The organism is Nocardia mangyaensis (genome assembly GCF_001886715.1).
GTDB lineage: Bacteria > Actinomycetota > Actinomycetes > Mycobacteriales > Mycobacteriaceae > Nocardia > Nocardia mangyaensis.
In genome coordinates, this window is sequence record NZ_CP018082.1 from 1,211,221 (window position 1) to 1,230,007 (window position 18,787).

Annotated in this window: 16 protein-coding genes; 7 read left to right on the plus strand and 9 right to left on the minus strand. The window is 68.7% G+C overall.

The features are described 5' to 3' along the window. Genes BOX37_RS05565 through BOX37_RS05580 form a run of 4 tightly spaced genes read left to right on the plus strand, consistent with a single transcriptional unit; the run spans position 1 to position 2,920 of the window. Positions 1-945 carry a metal ABC transporter substrate-binding protein gene (locus BOX37_RS05565; RefSeq protein ID WP_071926698.1) on the plus strand — a complete coding sequence of 315 codons (945 nt, stop codon included), beginning with the start codon at positions 1-3 and terminating at the stop codon, positions 943-945. Then, a complete protein-coding gene (locus BOX37_RS05570; RefSeq protein WP_071926699.1) occupies positions 942-1,676 on the plus strand; it encodes a metal ABC transporter ATP-binding protein in 735 nt (244 codons plus the stop codon). The genes BOX37_RS05565 and BOX37_RS05570 overlap by 4 nt, the downstream gene beginning before the upstream one ends. Then, on the plus strand, positions 1,673-2,551 hold the full coding sequence (locus BOX37_RS05575; protein ID WP_071926700.1) for a metal ABC transporter permease: 879 nt from the start codon (positions 1,673-1,675) through the stop codon (positions 2,549-2,551). Before BOX37_RS05570 ends, BOX37_RS05575 begins: the two co-directional genes overlap by 4 nt. Before the next feature lie 30 nt (positions 2,552-2,581). Then, positions 2,582-2,920: an MmcQ/YjbR family DNA-binding protein gene (locus tag BOX37_RS05580; RefSeq protein ID WP_071926701.1), complete on the plus strand. Its 339-nt coding sequence runs from the start codon at positions 2,582-2,584 to the stop codon at positions 2,918-2,920. Positions 2,921-2,994: 74 nt separating this feature from the next. On the opposite strand, the gene BOX37_RS05585 is transcribed toward BOX37_RS05580, so the two are convergent. After that, complete coding sequence (locus tag BOX37_RS05585) at positions 2,995-3,426, minus strand: DUF8021 domain-containing protein (protein ID WP_071926702.1); 432 nt, start codon at positions 3,424-3,426, stop codon at positions 2,995-2,997. A gap of 85 nt (positions 3,427-3,511) precedes the next feature. Between BOX37_RS05585 and BOX37_RS05590 the strand changes: the two genes are divergently transcribed. Both BOX37_RS05590 and BOX37_RS05595 read left to right on the plus strand, forming a co-directional pair. Continuing rightward, on the plus strand, positions 3,512-4,054 hold the full coding sequence (locus BOX37_RS05590; protein WP_071926703.1) for a YaeQ family protein: 543 nt from the start codon (positions 3,512-3,514) through the stop codon (positions 4,052-4,054). Between the two features lie 78 nt (positions 4,055-4,132). Then, complete coding sequence (locus tag BOX37_RS05595) at positions 4,133-5,029, plus strand: alpha/beta hydrolase fold domain-containing protein (protein ID WP_071931211.1); 897 nt, start codon at positions 4,133-4,135, stop codon at positions 5,027-5,029. Between the two features lies 1 nt (position 5,030). Here BOX37_RS05595 and BOX37_RS05600 read toward each other — a convergent pair whose 3' ends face one another. Continuing rightward, on the minus strand, positions 5,031-5,612 hold the full coding sequence (locus BOX37_RS05600) for a TetR/AcrR family transcriptional regulator (RefSeq protein ID WP_071926704.1): 582 nt from the start codon (positions 5,610-5,612) through the stop codon (positions 5,031-5,033). Between the two features lie 89 nt (positions 5,613-5,701). On the opposite strand from BOX37_RS05600, the gene BOX37_RS05605 reads away from it, so the two are divergent. Then, entirely contained in the window at positions 5,702-6,739 is a 1,038-nt protein-coding gene (locus BOX37_RS05605) for a beta-ketoacyl-ACP synthase 3 (RefSeq protein ID WP_071926705.1), read from the plus strand. A gap of 49 nt (positions 6,740-6,788) precedes the next feature. On the opposite strand, the gene BOX37_RS05610 is transcribed toward BOX37_RS05605, so the two are convergent. The 7 genes from BOX37_RS05610 to BOX37_RS05640 form a co-directional block, all read right to left on the minus strand. Further along, positions 6,789-7,133: a hypothetical protein gene (locus tag BOX37_RS05610; protein ID WP_071926706.1), complete on the minus strand. Its 345-nt coding sequence runs from the start codon at positions 7,131-7,133 to the stop codon at positions 6,789-6,791. 83 nt (positions 7,134-7,216) lie between these two features. Further along, positions 7,217-7,798, minus strand: a complete 582-nt coding sequence (locus BOX37_RS05615) for a TerD family protein (protein WP_071926707.1) — start codon at positions 7,796-7,798, stop codon at positions 7,217-7,219. A 93-nt stretch (positions 7,799-7,891) separates the two neighbouring features. Further along, positions 7,892-8,767, minus strand: coding sequence for an alpha/beta hydrolase family protein (locus BOX37_RS05620; protein ID WP_240505216.1), 876 nt, complete (start codon positions 8,765-8,767; stop codon positions 7,892-7,894). Between the two features lie 61 nt (positions 8,768-8,828). Continuing rightward, a complete protein-coding gene (locus tag BOX37_RS05625; protein WP_276207235.1) occupies positions 8,829-10,952 on the minus strand; it encodes an acyltransferase family protein in 2,124 nt (707 codons plus the stop codon). A gap of 81 nt (positions 10,953-11,033) precedes the next feature. Beyond that, positions 11,034-16,058, minus strand: a complete 5,025-nt coding sequence (locus tag BOX37_RS05630) for a DNA repair ATPase (protein WP_071926708.1) — start codon at positions 16,056-16,058, stop codon at positions 11,034-11,036. Beyond that, complete coding sequence (locus BOX37_RS05635) at positions 16,055-17,935, minus strand: SPFH domain-containing protein (protein ID WP_071926709.1); 1,881 nt, start codon at positions 17,933-17,935, stop codon at positions 16,055-16,057. The genes BOX37_RS05630 and BOX37_RS05635 overlap by 4 nt, the downstream gene beginning before the upstream one ends. Further along, complete coding sequence (locus BOX37_RS05640) at positions 17,935-18,555, minus strand: hypothetical protein (RefSeq protein WP_071926710.1); 621 nt, start codon at positions 18,553-18,555, stop codon at positions 17,935-17,937. The genes BOX37_RS05635 and BOX37_RS05640 overlap by 1 nt, the downstream gene beginning before the upstream one ends. Positions 18,556-18,787 lie beyond the last annotated feature (232 nt).

The window sequence follows — 18,787 nt, forward strand, 5'->3', positions numbered from 1 at the left end:
ATGAAGGTTGGGTTCCATCGGTCATCCGCGTCGGGTCGGCGCCGGGTGTTCGCGGCGTGTGTTCTGAGTGTCCTGGCGTTCGCGCTCACCGCTTGCGGTGGGGTCGCGGCGCGCGACGATGATCGCAAGGTGGTGCTCACCACCTTCACCGTGCTCGCCGATATGGCCCGCAATGTCGCAGGCGAGCATCTACGGGTCGAATCGATCACCAAGGTCGGCGCCGAGATCCACGGCTACGAGCCGACCCCGGGCGATATCAAGAAGGCCGCCAAGGCCGATCTGATCCTGGACAACGGGTTGAACCTGGAGGCCTGGTTCGCCCAGTTCGTCGCCGATCTGGATGTGCCGCATGTCGTGGTGTCCGAGGGCATCACCCCGATGGACATCGGCGAGGACGCCTACCGGGGCAAGCCGAACCCGCACGCCTGGATGTCGCCGGTGAACGCGCAGATCTACGTCGACAACACGGCCCGCGCGTTCAGCGACCTCGACCCCGGCAACGCCGAGGCGTACCGCGCCAACGCCGAGGCCTACAAGACCCAGCTCGGCGCCGTCCGCGACGACCTGGTCTCGGCGGTCAGCGCGCTGCCCGCCGATCAGCGCGCCCTGGTGACCTGCGAAGGCGCGTTCTCCTACCTCGCGCGTGACGCCGGGCTCACCGAGAAGTACATCTGGCCGGTCAACGCCGAACAGCAGGCCACCCCGCAGCAGATCGGCTCGGTCATCGACTTCGTGCGCCAGCGGGGCGTGCCCGCCGTGTTCTGCGAATCGACGGTCTCCGACGCGCCCATGCAGCGGGTGGTCGAGGCCACCAGCGCCCGGTTCGGCGGGGTGCTCTATGTCGACTCGCTGTCGGAGGCCGACGGCCCCGTTCCCACCTACCTCGACCTGATCCGCCACGACGCCACCACCATCGCCACCGCGCTCGCCGGAGCTTCCCGATGACCGCGCCGGTCGTCGAGATCCAGGACGTGACAGTCCATTACGGCGAGGTGCTCGCGCTCGACAAGGTCGAGCTGACCTTGAAGTCGGGGCGGGTGTGCGGGCTGATCGGGATGAACGGCTCGGGCAAGTCGACGCTGTTCAAGACCGTCATGGGGCTGGTCACGCCCGATCGCGGTCGCGTGCTGATCAACGGGCGTGGCCCGACCGCGGCGCGCAAGGCGGGCAGTCTGGGCTACGTGCCCCAATCCGAGGACGTGGACTGGAGTTTCCCGCTCTCGGTTCGTGATGTGGTGCTCACCGGGCGCTACGGAAAGATGGGCTTCACTCGCCGCGCCAGCAGGGCCGACCGCGCCGCGGTTGACGCGGCGCTGGCCAGGGTCGAGCTCACCGACCTCGCCGATCGCCAGATCGGACAGCTCTCCGGTGGTCAGAAGAAGCGGGCCTTCGTGGCACGCGGCATCGCGCAGGAGGCCACGATCCTGCTGTTCGACGAGCCGTTCGCCGGGGTCGACAAGCGCTCCGAGGCCACCATCACCGCGCTGCTGCGCGAACTCGCCGCCGATGGTGCCACCATCCTGGTCTCCACCCACGATCTGCACGCGCTGCCGCAGTTGGCCGACGAGGCCGTGCTGTTGAACCGCAGGGTGCTCGAGCACGGTGACCCCGAAGTGGTGTTGCGGCCCGAGAATCTGGCCAAGGCCTTCGGGCTCGACGTGGACGAACAGCGATGAGCCTCGCAGAGTTCTTCCTCGACCCGCTGCGCTACGAATTCATGGTGCGGGCGCTGGCGACCACGGTGACCGCGGCGGTGGTGTGCGCGGTGCTGTCGTGCTGGCTGGTGCTGATCGGCTGGTCGCTGATGGGGGACGCCGTCTCGCACGCGGTGCTGCCGGGTGTGGTGATCGCCTACATCGTGGGCTGGCCGTTCGCGGTCGGGGCGGTGCTCTTCGGCTTCCTCGCCGTCGCGCTGATCGGGGTGGTTCGCGACACCAGCCGGGTGAAGGAGGACGCCGCGATCGGCATCGTGTTCACCACGTTGTTCGCGTTCGGTCTGGTGCTGGTGTCGGTGACGCCGAGCCAAACCGACTTGAACCACATCGTTTTCGGCAATCTGCTCGGGGTGAGCCGGGGTGAGATGGTCCAGATCATGATCCTGGCCGCGATCGTGTTGGCGGCGCTCGTCCTCAAGCGTCGCGACTTCACCCTCTACGCCTTCGACGCCACCCACGCCCACGCCATCGGCCTCAATCCCCGCGTCCTCGGCACGGCGCTGCTGGCCCTGCTCGCCCTCACCTCGGTGGTCGCCCTGCAGGCGGTCGGCGTTGTGCTGGTCGTGGCGATGCTGATCATTCCCGGTGCCACCGCCTACCTGCTCACCGACCGTTTCTCCCGCATGCTGCTGATCGCCCCCACCATCTCGGTCGTGTGCGCGGTCACCGGTCTCTACGTCAGCTACCACCTCGACACCGCCGCGGGCGGCATGGTCGTGGTCGCCCAGGGCGTCGCCTTCACCCTGGTCTACCTGTTCGCCCCCCGTCACGGCATCATCGGCCGCCGGATCACCACCGCCCGCGCTCGCGCCGCGACGGCGAAGGCCGCGAGCTAGTTGTCGGCGGCGTTTGGCATGATCCGCGCTATGAAAGCCACCGGTGACGACGTCCGTACCGTCGTCGCTTCGCTGCCGGAGACCACCGAGCAATTCGCCTGGGGCATGCCCGTTTTCAAGGTGGCGGGCAAGCTGTTCCTCACCCTGCCCGAAGACGAGACCTCGATGGCGGTGCGCTGCCCGATCGTCGACCGCGACGAACTGGTCCTCGCCGAACCCGCCAAATTCTGGATCGCCACCCACGAGGCGGGCAATCCGTGGGTGCGGGTCCGCCTCGCCGCGCTCGACGACCGGGAGGAGCTCACGGCCATCATCACCGACTCCTGGCGGCTGGCCGCGCCCCGCGCCTTGCTCGAAAAGACCGACTGATCAGCGCGGGAGAGGGGCTGTAGACCACGCGGGCACAGTAGGCGCGCCGGTCGAATCAATTGGCTGTCAGTCAGTTACAGGACCGGGGTGATGGTGGCCTCGATTGTTTGGATCTCGTTGTCCGGGATGACGAAGGTCTCGACGATCTCGACGGTGGTGAGGCGGTGGCCTGCGATGCCGGTGTCGAGGAGGTAGGTGGTGGTGACGGTGTCGCCGGATTCGGTCATGGTGAGTTCGCGGTAGCCCTGGATGACGCGGTACTGGAGGCCGTGTTCGAGATCGGCGGTGAGCTGGGGGCCGGAGTAGCCGGTTTGGAAGCCGACTTCGACGCGGGTGGCGTCGGGCGCGAAGGGGACCGCGCTGGCGTCGTGGGAGACCAGGGCGTCGAGGTAGGCGCGGGCGATGGCCTGGCGCGGGGTGTCGGCCGGATTCGGTTCTGCCGCAGCGGATGCCGTGCCCAGGGTGAGGAAGACGGCCGCCAGAGCTGAAACGTGGGTGATTCGCATGGGGAGATGCTGACCGTCCGGGCGGGGGAGCGCAAGCGGTGCGCGCGAGATCGCGGTGGTACTGCCCGGTAGGCTCGGCAGTCCTATGGCACTCAGCGCAACCCTGCACCATTTCGCCGTTCAGTTGGCCGATGTCGACCGCGGCGTCTATGAGGATCTCGAGCTGCGGGTCGCTCGCCACCCCTCCGAAACCCTCGAATACATGCTCACCCGCATCCTCGCCTACTGCCTGCAGTACGAGGAGGGCATCGTGTTCAGTGACGGCGGCATTTCCGCCACCGACGAACCCGCCGTGCAGATCCGCGATCTGACCGGCCGCACCACCGCCTGGATCGAGGTGGGCGCACCCGATGCCGACCGCATCCATCGCGGCAGCAAACTCGCCGGTCGCGCCGCGGTCTACACCCATCGCGACCCCGCCAAGGTGCTCGCCAACTACGCGGGCAAGAAGATCCACAACGCCGCATCGATCCCGCTCTACAGCTTCGACCGCGCGTTCATCGACGAGGCCGCGGCCCTGATCGACCGCCGCAACACCGCGACCCTGTCGATCACCGAGGGCGTGGTCTACCTCGACCTCAACGGCACCTCGCTGCGCACCGACATCACCGAACAACCGCTGGCCTGATCCCGGCGCGACCGGACCGGGGTACCTTTGGGCCTGCGGCCGACAGCGTCGGTCGGTCGCGCTGTCGAGGAGGTCGCGATGCCCGGTGTGATGAGCAGATACGTGATTCCGGGATTTCTGCGGCTCACCCGGCGCAACCGGAACTACGTCGACGCCGACCGCGCCAGGGCGCACGTGCGTGAGCGCGGCCTGCGGCCGTTGCCCTACGGTCCGCCGCGCGCGCTGCGCGGTGTCGAGATCGCAGTGACGCACGAGCGTGGCTGGCCGATCTACACCCTCACACCGAAGAGCGGATCATCGCGCGGCGGTCTGGTGTACGCGCACGGCGGCGGCTGGGTGGGCGAAATCGCCTCGCAGCACTGGCATCTGGCGGCTCGACTGGCCGCCGAGCTGGAGCTGGTGGTGACGGTGCCGATCTACCCGCTGCTGCCGAACGGCACTGCCGCGCAGGTGATTCCGCGCTTCGCCGAGATTGTCGCCGACAGCGCCGAACGGCATGGCACCACCTTCCTGGCCGGTGACTCCGCGGGCGGACAGATCGCCCTGTCGACCGCCCTGCACCTGCGCGACACCGCACAGCTGAAAGTGCCACGCACAGTGCTGATCTCGCCAGCGCTCGACCTCACCCTGGAGAACCCTCAGATCGACGACGTGCTGCCGCTGGACCCGTGGCTCGGTCGCGCGGGCGGCCTGGTCTTCGGCGAGCTGTGGAGCGGCGAGCTGCCCATGAAGAACCCGATGGTGAGTCCGCTGTTCGGTGACTTCACCGGCCTCGGCCCGATCACCGTGTTCAGTGGGACCTACGACATCCTCAACCCGGACACCCGCCTGCTGGTGGACAAGGCGCGCGCCGCCGGCGTCGAGGTCGACTACGAAGAACGCGCGGGTCTGGTCCACGTCTACCCGCTGACTCCGAGCCGAGAGGGCGCATCCGCCCGTCGCACGATCATCTCGACCCTGCGCGCACACCTGTAGCTCAGCGCTGGGAGAGGTGGTGGTCGAGCAGGATGGTCAGCTGGGTGACCGCCTGATCGAACGGATGCGGCGACTTGAGTGCCCGGCTGTGCACGATGGTGCCCTCGATGGTGGTGAGCAGGAACCCCGCCAGCGAGACGGCGGTGGCCCGTTCGATACCGGTCGCGACGATCCCGTCGGCCAGGCGCGCGGTCCATTCGGCGAAGGCCTGACCCGCGATCGACTGCACCGCGGGGTCGAGCTCGTCCAGCGCCGCGGCCATCATGAACGAGCCCGCGCTGTAGTCGGACTTCTCCAACGGGACGCGCCAGAAGGCGAGCAGGTCGGTGAGCCACTGTCGCACCGACGGTGCCGTCTGCAGCGAATCGGCCATGGCGCTGACGTGTGAGTACACCAGCCGCGAGACGATTCGCGCGGCCGTCTGCACCAGTTCGCCCTTGCCGGAAGGGAAGTGTTGGTACAGCGAATTGCGTGAGGTGTTGCTGCGTCTGAGCAGTTCACTCAGCGCGGCTGCGTGCACGCCGTGCTGCTGGACGGTACTGATGGTGTGTTCGATCAGTCGGGCGCGTGGTCCGGCTGCCATGCGATCTCCTCCAAACCCTTGATTGAACCGATCGGTCCATGCTAGACCTATTCCTGGATGAACCGATCGGTTCATGTGGAGAGGATGCCATGCCCACCCCTATCGCCACCGCAGTTCCGGTCACTCACACGGGAATTCTCGGTCTAGGTGTCTACCGTCCGCGTCGTGTCGTGCCCAATGCCGAGATCGTCGACCGGATCGACTCCTCGGACGAGTGGATCCGGACCCGCTCGGGCATCGCGGCCCGGCACTGGGCCGAACCCGACGAGACCATCGTCTCGATGAGCGTGGCCGCCGCCCGCGACGCGCTGGCCGCGGCGGCGGTGGGCGCCGAGCAGGTCGACGCCGTGGTGCTCGCGACGTCCTCGCAGATGGTGCTGGGTCCGTCGGCGGGTGCGGTGGTGGCCACCGAACTCGGCATGCGCGACACCGCCGCCTACGACATCTCCGCGGGCTGCGCCGGCTTCTGCTACGCGCTGGCCGACGCGGCGAATCTGGTGCGCGCGGGACAGGCGCGGCACGTGCTGGTGATCGGCGTGGAGCGGCTGTCGGATCTGCTCGACACCAGCGACCGCAGCTGCGCGTTCATCTTCGCCGACGGCGCGGGCGCGGTGGTGGTCGGCGCGGCCGAGCAGGAGGGGATCGGCCCGGTCGCCTGGGGCTCGGACGGCAGCCGCACCTCGGCGATCAAGCAGGACAAGGACTTTCTGGAGTACTTCGCCGAGGTCGCCGCCGCGGAGGCCAGTGGCGGCACCTCGGTGCGCCCCTACATCAGGATGAACGGCACCGAGGTCTTCCGTTGGGCCGTCACGTTCCTGGAGAAGGCGTGTCGCGACGCGCTCGATCGCGCGGGCGTCAGCGCCGCCGAGCTGGACGCCTTCGTCCCGCACCAGGCCAACATCCGCATCACCGACGCGCTCGTGCGCACCCTGCATCTGCCCGAGCGGGTTGCCATCGCGCGCGACATCGTCGACACCGGCAACACCAGTGCCGCCTCGATCCCGATGGCGATGGAACAGCTGCTGCGCTCTGGCGCGGCCCGGCCCGGCGACACCGCTCTGCTGCTCGGCTTCGGCGCGGGATTGGCCTACGCGGGCCAGGTCGTGCACCTACCCGTGATCGGGTGACGCGCTGACGACGCGCTTCCTCCTCGGCGGGACACGGTGCGCATCCGGATCAGGCGGCGGGTTGACCGGCCGCCTGGGTGCGATGTGAGTCCCGGTCGGTGACCGGGACCGCGTAGGCCACCCCGTCGCGGATGCCGAATTCGAAGCGGCAGGGGAACAGGGAGGGCAGGCCGGTGGCGCGGAGGTCGAAGTTCGCCGCGAGGGTCTGCATCGCCCAGTTCTGCAGCGAATCCGGCAGCCGCAGGGTGGTGCCGTCGACGCAGGAGACGTAGGCGTGGGTCTGTTCGCCGTCGACGGGTAGTGGGTTGCGCAGTCCGACCGCGCCGATGTCGAGGATCCGTCCGGCGTTGTGGGAAGAAGCGACGCTCGGCAAATCCAACTCGATGTCGTCCATGCTGGAAACGGTAGCGCAGCAACTATTCAGGGAACACCGAAATCGCGTGCCCTTGACGAACTTCGCCCACGGGCTCGTCCGGGCTACTGGATCGCGAACCGCAGCAGTGCCTGCATGTCGCCCTGCTTGACCTTGCCCTTGCGGTCGAGCACCTCGAGCTGCCACGATCCGCCGTTGCGGAAAGCCCTGGCGATGGCGTTGGCGTTCTCGGCGCCCAGCAGCGAGGGCCAGATGTCGGCGACCGGCTGGGTGTCACCACCGGTGGCGTCGTAGATCTTGAACGAGACGTTGTTGGCCTTGATGAACGACGAGCCCTTCTTGAACGCCGCGGCGACGAAGACGATCGAGTCGATGCCGGCGGGCACGTCGGCGAAGGTGACGTGGACGGTCTCGTCATCGCCGGTGGCCGCGCCGGTTTGCTCGTCGCCGGTGTGCAGCACCGAGCCGTTGCCGAGGGGGTCGAGGGAGTCCAGTCCGGCGAAGCGCACCGGATCGCCACCCTGCACCAGGATCGCGATCAGGTCCAGGTCGACGCCCTTCTGGCGACGCGCGATCCCCAGCAGTCCGCCGCTGGCCCCGGCAGAGGGGTCCCAGCTCACCCCGACGCTCATTTTGGTGATCCCGGTCAGATCGGCGGCGTCGTCGTCCTTTTTGAGAGTAATCACCGTTTCAGGCTACCTGTTGCGCGGAGTGTGTTGCCCAACAGCGGGATTCACGGAACCGGTGGCGAGAGTGCCTGTGGATCGCGGTATTCGGAATCAGTTGATGCTGTGGACGTGGTCGAGGATGGTGCCGCGGGCGGCCTGCCAGGCGGCCGATCGCGCGTCGGCGAATTCGCCGTGTCCGGTGCCGGGCAGTATCCGCAGCTCGGCGGGGGCGCCCGCGGCGTGCACCGCCTCGACGTAGCGGCGGCTCTGTGCCGGGGCGACCACCCGGTCCTGGTCGCCGTGCAGCGCGGTGATCTCGGTCTCGACCGGCAGATGGTGGATCGGGGAGGCGTAGTGATAGCGCTCCGGCACCTGGTCGGGACGGCCGCCGAGCAGATCGGTGACGAACCGATCGCGCCCGTTGGTGACGGCGTAGTCCAGATCGAGCACGGCCGCCATGAGTGTGAGGCTGCGGATCCGTACCCCACTGTGCTGGTGGTGGTCCGGCGGCGGCCGATGACCGGCCGCCCACGCGGCCAGCTGACCACCGGCCGAATGCCCTGCCACGTGCACCCGCTGCAGGTCGAGCAGATTGCCCACCAGGGGCGCCACCACGCTCAGCGCGTCGATGGCGTCCGCGACATCGGTGAGGGTCGTCGGCCAGCCGCCCTGGCCGTGCACCCGGCGGTACTCGATGTTCCACACCGCGATTCCTTCGGCCGCGAGCCCGCGCGCGTGCGCGTCGAACTGGGCCAGGGTGCGGCTCTGTGTCCAGCCACCGCCGTGGATCAGCACGACCACCGGCAGTCGAGTACTCGAGGTGGACGGCAGGTAGAGGTCGCCGAAGGTGTCGGAGGTGTCACCGTAGGGGATGCGCAGGGGCGATTCCTGGATCGAGGGGTCGGTCACCGCGGTCAGCTCCGCCGGGGTGGCCAGATCGGTGACCCTGGCGCCGAGTGTCACCATGGCGGCGACGAGAACGGCCACGATCGCACAGCGTCGTCGAGCGGTCACGTCGCGGCCCTTCTCTCGGCTCAGGTGATCGAGATCACCACCATCCGAGCAGTGGCTGGAGCTCGCGTCCGAGCGGTCCGGCCAGTGAGCGGGAGTAGCTGGCGGTGAGGTGGTGCTCGTCGTGATAAATGAGGATATTGCCCTCGGCCACCGAACACACGGAAGGCTCGCACACCGCGTCGGTCATGTCGACCGGAAAAACGCTCGGGAATCGCGCGGCCGGTTCCAGCTGCGGGTTGATCGGATTCAGCGCGTCCTCCCTGCGCATCCCGCAGCTGAGCCGGTTGCCGCCCGCGGCCAGACAGTCCGGGGCGTTGTAACGCACCGTGCCGCGCCGCAGCCACGGGGTGTCCCGGATCGCGATCACATTGAGGCCGCGCGCCGACAGGGCCGACCAGACGGCGAGGTACTCGTCGGGGGTCTCGTCGCCGCCGTCGTCGCGAGGGCGGGTGCCGGTGGTGAACACCCAGTCGGGCCGGTCGACCCCGAGCCGCTCGATCACCTGGGCCGACCAGTCCCGGCAGTCCGGGATCGACTCGCCCTTGTACCTGCTGTCGGTGGCCAGCGTCAGCGGGCAGCCCATCTTGAGGTACACCTCGATGCGGAAGGAGTGCTGGTCGGCGAGAACCTCGAGCGCGGGCAGCCAGTGCTCGGCGTGTGAGCTGCCGACCAAGGCGAGGGTCCGGTCGCTTTCGGCATCTCCGTAGGTGCAGGTGATGACCTCGGCGGTGTCCCAGTCGGCGATACAGCCGTCCCCGGTCGGTGGCGGTTTGTCCGAGCCGGCCTCGAAGACACTGGGGCGCAACGGTGCGGGGGGCGTGGCGAGGCCGGAGGCCAGCGCCTCGGCGCCGGGGTAGCGGTCGGCGTCGACGGTGTTGAGCGCCTGCGGTGGATTCACCCGTGTCACGGCGAACTGCCAGGCCGCGGTCACCCCGACCACCGACACCAGCAGCAGCGCCACCGTGGTGCCGGCCAGGCGACGCGGCAGCACGGCGGTGCGGCGGGTGCTGTCACCGGAGGTGCGGGCGCGTACCCGCAGCGGCTCCTCGATCCAGCGGTGGGTCAGCCACGCCAGCACGAGCGAGAGCGCGATCACCGCGGTGCCGCCGACCAGGCCGGCGTGCGGATTCCCGCGTTCGGCGAGGAAGAAGATCAGGATGGGCCAGTGCCACAGGTACAGCGGGTAGGCGATGTCGCCGAGCCAGCGCATCACCGGGTGAGCGAGCAGTCGGTTGGGCTGCGACCAGTCCTCGGGGGAGACCCCGGTGGCCGACAGGATCACCGCCGCGGTGGCGCAGACGGGGACCAGGGCCCACGGCCCGGGAAACAGGTTGGCGCCGTCGACGATCAGCCAGCCGCAGGCGACGACGCCGATGATCCCGAGCGCCGCCAGCGGCGCGCGCAGCAGCCGGGGCGTGCGCAGGTAGGGCGCCACGACGGCCAGTGCGGCGCCGGCCAGCAGTTCCCACCCGCGCGCGAAGCTGTCGTAGTAGTTCCAACCCTGCTGGGTCGCAGTGCCGTTGGCGGCGTAGAGGAACGACACGACCGCGAATCCGACCACCACCGCGCCGACGAGCGGGCGCACGAGTGTGGGTTGCGCGGTCTTGCCGCACAGCCAGGCCAGCGCGGCGATCGCCAACAGTGCCACCAGATAGAACTGACCCTGCACCGACATCGACCACAGGTGCTGCAGCGGGCTCACCGAGGGATCGGCGGCCAGATAGTCCGACCAGGTCAGCGCGAGTTCCCAGTTCTGCAGGTAGAACAGCGAAGCCAGGGTCTGCGCGGAGATCGAGCCCCACTGTGTGTAGGGCAGCCAGATGATCGAGCAGACGACCACGGCCGCCGCGACCACCGCCATCGCGGGAACCAGCCGCCGCACCGTCCGGCGTCCCACCGACGCAGCCCACGGTGTTCGCTGCCCCTCGGCCCGGCGCAACAGCAACCCGGTGAAGAAGAAGCCGGACAGGACGAGGAAGACGTCGACTCCGCCGGACACCCGACCGAACCAGACGTGGAAGACCACGACGAGTCCGATCGCGAGTCCGCGTAGTCCGTCGAGGTCAGTGCGGTAGACCGGCGCGGTCCGCGGTCCGCGTTCGAAGAGCGGGGTGGTGCGTGGTGGATCCTGGAGCGTGTAGTTCAACGGCTCGGACACGACGCCCCTCCGAGTACACCGGACGGAAGTGAACCGGAGTTCCGGCATACAGGAGGTGTCGACGACATGACAACTCTCCTATCACGGGGTGGACTCCGCGGTCCATTCGGCGGTATTCGGTAGGGCTTTCGTCTCGGCGGCCCTGATCGCCGCCTCGACGCCACCGACTCGATCAGCGAGCAGCCCGAGGCCGCCCACCGCGCGAATCAGTGGATCGTCGTCGCGGCCGCCGAGCGCTTGTTCGCGTAGGTAGGCGGCCTTGACGTCGGCCCATCGTCGGGCCTGCTCCGGGGTGAGCCGGTCGCGTAGTTCGGCGAGGGCGAGCAGGTTCGCTTCCGCCCCGGCGGCGAGGGTTTGCGCCTCGCCACGATAGTGATCGTCGATCAACGCTTCCAGCTCGTCGTCGTTCAACACCGACACGAGGCGCCCGGTGAGGGCGTTCATGTCGCGATAGGAACCCTGGAGCTGGAACGGTGGCTTCGTCCGGGAGTTGTCCGCCGTGGCGGCCGAGGCGATGTAGGCCTTGTTCACCGCGAGGACGACACCGCGCACACGCAACACCATGCGCAGGACCGCGGTGATGTCGGACAACTCGGCGGCCGAGTAGGGATGGGTGAGCTGATCGGACTGGACGGACTCCTCACCGCGCGCCAAGCGCAGCAATATTTCCAGGTCGCCCCGCTCACGCGCCGACAGTGGCGCGAGTACGGGGTTCGTGGTCAGGGCGTTCTCGATATAGCTGAGCCCGAACAGCTCCTCGCGACCGGACAGCACGTCACCGAGGTTCCACACATCGGCGCGGTTGGCGAGCATGTCCGGAATGCGGAAGCGTTTGCCTTGCTCGGTGTAGGGATTACCCGCCATGCAGACCGCGAAACGTTTGCCTCGCAAATCATATGTGCGAGAACGCTCCTCCCAGACGCCCTCGATTCGGCGCTGGGCGTCACACAGCGAGATGAACTTCTGCAGCAACTCCGGCGAGGTGTGCTGGATGTCGTCGAGATAGAGCAGCACATTGTTGCCCAGTTCCAGCGCGAAGTTGATCTTCTCGACCTCTTGCCGCGCAGTGGCGTTCGGGGCCGCGGCCGGGTCCAGCGAATGCACGGCATTGCCCAGCGCGGGCCCGTCGACCTTGACGAAGATCAGTCCAAGCCGGGCGGCCACGTACTCCATCAGCGTCGTCTTGCCGTAACCCGGCGGTGAGATGAGCAACAGCAGACCGGACTGGACGGCATTGTCGGATTCCCCCGGCGTGCCGAGCTGGCGGGCCAGGTTGTCACCGATCAGCGGCAGGTAGACCTCGTCGAGCAGCCGATTGCGCACGAACCCGCTCATCACCGAGGGCTTGAAGTCGTCCAGGCGCAACCGCGCGCGTTGGGTGGTGAGCAGCTCGTTGCGCCGGCGCAGGTGCGCGCGGAAGGCGGGTACCTCGTCGGTGCGGAAGCGGTGCCCGCGCGCGGTGGTCTCGGCCAGTGCGATCGTCAACTGGCCGCCGGTGATCCGCTGGTGTTCGCCGAGCAGTCCGTCGACGGCGGCGGTGAGCTCCGCGGCGCACTCGTACCGGTCCGCCTCGGGGCCGCACAGCTCGATCGCCACGGCCTCGGGCAGGTATTCCAGTCGCGCGCTGTCGCCGGTGGTGTCGACGAAGGAGCGCAGCCAGGTGGTGACGAGTTCGTTGCGCTGGGGTAGGTCGGCGTCGAGTGCTCCGACGTCCCGGGTGAACGCGGTGTAGGCGTCGGGATCGGCGGCGTCGAGTTGGCGCCGGAACGCGTCGAGCAGGGCGCGCGCGCCCGCGGCCGTGGTGAAACCGGCGGGCTCGGTGGCGATCTCGTGGAACAGGTATGCCCCGGCGAGCTGTGGATCGACGTCGGCGAGTCCGAGGTGGACGGCGAAGGCGTCGATCGCGGCGGTGAGCTCGTCGATCACCGCCGTCCGCGCGGTGGGGTCACCGAAGATGTTCGCGGCGCGGGCCGTCGAGGTGATCCGGGTGGTCCATCGCACGCGCTGCGTCGGCTCGTGTTGCTGCCGGCCTGCCGCGCCGAAATGCCACCACAGCTGAGCGGCCGCACGGTCGACGGGACGGTAGCGCAGCAGGCCCGCGCCCTGGCGCAGGGTCAGCAGCGCGGTGAGGATCGCGGTGGCGTCGTGGTCGTGCACTCCGAGCTGATAGCCCTCGTCATAGCGCTGCCGGGCGATCGCGCGCACCTGCGCGTCGAGCTCGTCCGCCGCCACGGCCTCGTGCAGCCGGGTCAGCCCGGCCGTGGCCTCGGCGTCGGCCAGGATCGAGGTGGCCAGGTGCTCGGCCCGGTACATCCGCGGGGTCTCCGACACCAGCAGCTGCGACCACAGTGCCGCGCTGTCGGCGTCGAACTCGCCCGCGGGTAGCGGTGCCCGGTAGTCGGTGCCGCTGATGCTGTAGACCAGCGACCCCTCGTGCGGCACCAGCGCCAGGTCCCACTCGGCGGTGGTGACCGCGAACCGGTGCCGGCCGAGCCGGATCGTCTCGCCGCCGTCGGCGTAGAGGTCGCGGCGATCGCGCAGGACCCGGCCCGCTTCCTGGCGGACCACCTTGATCCGGCCGTCGAGTTCCTCGGCCGAGACCACTTCGCCCGCCGCGCGCAGCTCGGCGGCGGTCGCCCGCAGCCGCACCACCATCGGATCGGCGGCGAAATAGGCGTTGATCTCCTCGAGCGAGGTCAGCGCGCTGCTGCGCCGCTCGACGCTCGACAGCATGCGTTGCGCGGAATCGAGCAGTCGCCGGGCACGTTGGGACCGTTCGTCGAGCAGGGTCTGCCTGCGGGTGGCGAAGGCCTCGTAGATGTCGTCGCGGGTGGCGGCGATGCGCTCGGCGAAGTCGTCGAACGCGCCGAACCGGGTTTCCAGGCTCTCCACGGTCAGCAGCAGCTTGGCCACGTGGTCGTCGCAGGCCGCCGGGGTGTCGGACATCGCCAGCGCGCTGGTGACGGCCTGCCCGAGCAGGGCGTATTCGGCGGTGAACTCGTCGCGGCCCTCGGCGGACGCCAGCTCGGTGCGGCGGGCCTCGAGAGTCGCGCGGGCGCGGTTGACCGCGGCCAGCACGGTGGCGATGCGCTCCAGGATGCCGGTGCGCAGGGTCGCGTCGCCGACATCGAGCCCCGTGACGACCTCGATGACGGTCTGCAGGTCGTCGGTCTGCGCGGTGAGATTCGCGCGGATCGGTTCGGCATCGGCCACCGTCGCGATCGCCTGCGCGCGCTCGAACACCTGCTCGATCTCGGTGAGGTAGTCGTCGAAAGCATCGGGTGCGGCGAGGAATTCGACGCACCGGCGACCGGTGTCGGTCAGCGCCTCGGCGACCGTGGCCGCGAGTTCGTCGAGCCGGTCGGCGTCGGTGTAGCGCATCTCGCGCAGGGTCTCGACCCGGCCCGCGGCCCGGTGCAGCGCGGTGAGTTCCTCGACCCAGCCGCGAGCGGTGGTGTGCGTGGTCCTGGCCCGGACGAGTCCGGCGATGTGTTCGGCCGCCGCCGTGACCGCGGCCAGCGCCTCCTCGGTGCGGGCGGTGACCTTCTCGAACTCCTCGACGACCTGTTCGGCGGTGTCGCGCACCGCCGTCAGCGACTCGGCGAGTCCACCGAATTCGGCCTCGCCGAGCCAGTGGTGCAGGTCAGCGGCGCGCACGCAGGCGGCGATGATCGCCTCGAACACGTCGGTGGTCTCGGCCATGTCCTCGACCATGCGCGTCACCGACAGACAGTCCGCCAGCGCGCGGACCAGTTCAGCGTTGCCGATCCGCGCCAGCGGTCCGGTATTCAGCTGCTGCCGGGCCGCGTGGGTGTCGGAGACGAAGGGTGTCTGCCACACCTGCATGGTGTGCACCCGTGTCGGTTCCGCCGACAGCGCGCGGAACACCACCATCGTGCCGTCGTCGAACAGCGAGTACCCGTGGCAGGCGATCGGCGTGGCCACCTGCTTGCGAATCATGTTGTAGGGCAGCAGCAGCGAGCGACCGTCGGCGCGGGCGTGGAAGACGTAGAGCACGTCCTCGCCGTTGGGCGCGCGCACGGTGCGCTCGTATTCCAGATCGTCGACGGCGGTGTCGAAGGTCTTGTGCACCCCCGTCTCGAGGTAGTAGCCACCGGGGAAGACGATGCCCTGGTCCTCGGGAAGCAGACGGCACGACAGACCGATGCCGTCCATGCGCACCACGGTTCTCGTCCTGGTGTTGAAGACCAGGTGCCGCCAATCGGTTTCGTTGTAGGGCCGGATGCGCAGCAGGATCAGCGCGCCCGCCTCGGCGTAGTGCACATCGGCGTCGGCCAGGCTCTGCAGCGGCTCGGCGACCGGTTCGGCGTAGACACCGGTCCCGGTCTCGGTGTTGTTCTCCACCTTCACCGTGAGCGTGCCGCCGAGGGTCTCGACGAACACCTTGCCCAGGATCGACAGATGCGGATGACGGCCCGCTACCTGGTCGTCGCGGGTGGTCTCGATCCAGGCGAACTCGTGTGGAGACGGGAACACATGGTCGCGCTCGCCGCGGCTGTCGAGATAGTCGACCGCGCCCGCCGAATCGATGCCCCAGCGCAACACCTTGATGTCGTCGGTGCGCCGGCCGGTCTGGAAGATCGCGAGCATCCGCCCGTCGAGCCTGCGCAACTGCAGCAGCTGGGTCTGGGTGTAGTACCGGTAGAGCTCGGCGAAGTCGCGCTGGAATCGCGGATCGTCGAGCAGTCCGGTCGGTTCGGCGGCGGTGAAGCCGAATTCGTCGCCGTCGCGGTGGAACCGGTGCGTGGCGAACACGTCGCCGATCTCGGTCTCCGGCTTCAGGCCGAGGAAGACGTTGTAGCCGAACAGCATTCGCCCGTCGTCGATGGCGACGATGTCGCGGGGCACGCAGTTGTGCTCGGTGCGGATGTGTTCGGTGCCGATCAGCGAGAGTTCGATTCCGCCGAAGTCGGCGACTCGTCGATCGTTGAGATCCTCACAGCGTTCGGCCAACTCGTTCGCCTGCTCGTGCAGGCGAGTGCGCAGCACCTCGTAGGTGCCGCCGTCGAGGACGGCACCCGGGGCCGGGGCTGACGTGTCAGCCCCGGCTGTCGTGTCCTGGTGCCGCGTCCGCGGCGCGCTCACTTGTCCAGCAGCAGGTCGAGCGCGGCGGCCTCGCCTGCCTTGTCGGTCGTGTCGGTGGCGGACCCGTTGCGGGCCAGCAGCGAGCCGACGACCGCGGTGGCCGCGGTGCCGGTGTCGGAGTGCAGCAGCTTGTCCAGGCCCTTGCCGAGCCCGATCGAGCCGACCAGGCGGTCGAGGAACATCGACTCCCCGCCGACGATGTCGATCTTGGCGTTGCCGAGCCCGGTGGCCAGCACCTCGGCCTGGGCCTGGGCCACGTCGCGGTGGGCCTGCACGGTGGCCAGCTCGATCTCCTTCTGCAGTTCCAGGCGCAGCCGGAATTCCTCGTGCTCGCGGGTCGCGTCGTCGAGCACGGCCATGGCGGCGGCCTTCTCGGTCAGGCCCTCGGCCTCGCCCTTGAGCTTGTCGCGCAGGCCGTCGGCTTCGGCGAGGTTCTTCTCGCGCAGCACCGCGGCCTCGGCCCGGCCGACCTTCTCGATCGCGTCGGCCTCGCGTTCGCGCACCTGTGCCTGGCCGAGGCCTTCGGCGGCCGACTCGGCCTGGGTGGCCTCGGCGAGCCGGATCTTGGCCTTGGCCTTCAGTTCCGCGGCCTCGACCTCGGCCTCGGCCAGCGTGATCGACTCCTTGGCGAGGAACTTCGAGGCCGCCTCGGCCGCCTCGGCGGCCTTGATGTCCTTGACCAGGTGCTCCTGGGCCTCGGCTTCGGCGCGGATGATGATGGCCTGGCGGTCGCGCTCGGCGGCCTCGGTCGCGCGCAGCCGGTTGATCTGTTCTTCCTGCTCGGCGACGGTCTTGTCGACCGCGATCCGCTCGCGTACCACCTCGGCCACGGTGCGGCGCTCGGTCTCGACCTCGCGCTCGTTGGACATGTGCGCCAGCGAGACCGCCCGGTCCCGGTCGGCCACCTCGAGCAGCCGGTCCTTCTCGATGCGCTCGGACTCGATCGCGATCACCCGCTCGCGGTTCTTCTCCGCGACGGCGATCTCGCGATCCTTGTTCTGCGCCTGGATGCCGAGCGCTTCCTCGGTGCGCAGGAAGGCGGTCTGCGCCTTGAGTCGCTCCTCGGCCTGCACCCGCAGGATCTCGGCTTCCTCCCGGGCGCGCAGGGTCTCGACCTCGCGGCGCTGCCGGTTCTCGGCGTCGGCCTGCTGGCGCTCGAGCTCGAGCACGGCCTCGCGGGCCTCCACGTTCTGGCGGGTGATCTCCTTCTCCTCGTGGCGGCGGAACTCGTTGGTGCGCACGTGCTCGATGGCGGTGAGCTCGGTGATCTTGCGGATGCCCTGCGCGTCGAGGATGTTCTGAGCGTCGAGCTGGATCAGCGGGGTCTGCTCGAGGTAGTCGATGGCGGCGTCTTCGAGGCTGTAACCGTTGAGGTCGGTGCCGATGACGGCCATGATCCGGTCGCGGAACTCGTTGCGGTGGGTGTAGAGATCAACGAAGTCCAGGTGCTTGCCGACGGTCTTGAGCGCCTCGGAGAACTTGGCGTTGAACAGTTCCTGCAGCGTGCTCTGGTCGCTGGCGCGTTCGGTGCCGATGGCCTGGGCCACCTTGATCACGTCCTCGACGGTCTTGTTGACCCGCACGAAGAAGGTGATCCTGATGTCGGCGCGGATGTTGTCGCGGCAGATCAACCCGTCGCGGCCGACGCGGGCGATCTCGATGGTCTTCACCGAGATGTCCATGAACTCGGCCTTGTGCAGCACCGGGAGCACGACGGCGCCGGTGAAGGTCACATCGACCTTGCGCATCTTCGAGATGATCAGCGCGCGACCTTGGCTGACCTTCTTGAACAGTCGGCTCACCAGGAACAGGATGGCGAGTACGGCGAGCAGGACCACGGCGACGAGCACGCCGAATCCGATGGCGATGGTGGACATCAGTTCCCCTCCAGAGCGGCCACCCAGAATGTTGCGGTGGCCGGGTCGTAGTCGTAGACGACAGCGGAATCCCCTTGTGCCAGGGGAGCGGTCGCGGCATGCAGGGCGCTCTGCCGGACCTGGATGACGGCCGAGGAGCCGTCGTCGGCGGTGAGTTCGGCCTGACCGAACTGCTCGTCGACGCGACCGGTGCGCACCACGCACATCCGGCCGACGAAGTCTTGGAGTGAGGGCGCGGGACCGTGCCGGAAGAAGCGCCGCAGCGGGATCACCACGAGCCGGGTGCCTGCTACGGCGGCGAGGACGGCCACGAGCAACACCGCGCACCCGGCGGCGATCGCGGCGATGCCGGCCAGGCCGGTCGCGCCGATCACGACGGTGCCGACCAGGCTGGCGAACCAGGACAGGGTGACCAGTCCGGTCACCGCGACCGTGACGGGCACACCGCCCAAGCCGAGCGCATCGAAACCGCCTACCGCCGAACCGGATTCGCCGCCGTCGAACGTGTCGACCTCGGTGCCCCCCACGAGCACCAGCAGCCAGTATCCGATGACGACGAGCAAGGCGAAGCTGAACAGGGCCGTCGGAAAGGACACGACGGCGGCGAGGAACTCACCCACGCGGCGGCGAGGTCGTCACCGACGATCCGGCCGTGCGAGATCCGCCGTGCCGGCCGCTTTTTCGCGAACGGTGAATGGCATCGCGAATGCGCCCCATGAATTGCACGACAAGTCTCCCCACGTCTGACGACCCCGAAATCAATGAATTCGTTGATTGCCGACCGGAAGTCCGGGTCGTACAAGTGAATTCAGCTGCAGGATACCCGACAACCTGCGCGGATGCGCTCGAAAT

What these genes read in the sequence shown, in the direction of transcription:
- BOX37_RS05565 (WP_071926698.1), top strand. Translation starts at nt 1, where the DNA reads ATGAAGGTTGGGTTCCATCGGTCATCCGCGTCGGGTCGGCGCCGGGTG.
- BOX37_RS05570 (WP_071926699.1), top strand. Translation starts at nt 942, where the DNA reads ATGACCGCGCCGGTCGTCGAGATCCAGGACGTGACAGTCCATTACGGC.
- BOX37_RS05575 (WP_071926700.1), top strand. Translation starts at nt 1,673, where the DNA reads ATGAGCCTCGCAGAGTTCTTCCTCGACCCGCTGCGCTACGAATTCATG.
- BOX37_RS05580 (WP_071926701.1), top strand. Translation starts at nt 2,582, where the DNA reads ATGAAAGCCACCGGTGACGACGTCCGTACCGTCGTCGCTTCGCTGCCG.
- BOX37_RS05585 (WP_071926702.1), bottom strand. Translation starts at nt 3,426, where the DNA reads ATGCGAATCACCCACGTTTCAGCTCTGGCGGCCGTCTTCCTCACCCTG.
- BOX37_RS05590 (WP_071926703.1), top strand. Translation starts at nt 3,512, where the DNA reads ATGGCACTCAGCGCAACCCTGCACCATTTCGCCGTTCAGTTGGCCGAT.
- BOX37_RS05595 (WP_071931211.1), top strand. Translation starts at nt 4,133, where the DNA reads ATGCCCGGTGTGATGAGCAGATACGTGATTCCGGGATTTCTGCGGCTC.
- BOX37_RS05600 (WP_071926704.1), bottom strand. Translation starts at nt 5,612, where the DNA reads ATGGCAGCCGGACCACGCGCCCGACTGATCGAACACACCATCAGTACC.
- BOX37_RS05605 (WP_071926705.1), top strand. Translation starts at nt 5,702, where the DNA reads ATGCCCACCCCTATCGCCACCGCAGTTCCGGTCACTCACACGGGAATT.
- BOX37_RS05610 (WP_071926706.1), bottom strand. Translation starts at nt 7,133, where the DNA reads ATGGACGACATCGAGTTGGATTTGCCGAGCGTCGCTTCTTCCCACAAC.
- BOX37_RS05635 (WP_071926709.1), bottom strand. Translation starts at nt 17,935, where the DNA reads ATGTCCACCATCGCCATCGGATTCGGCGTGCTCGTCGCCGTGGTCCTG.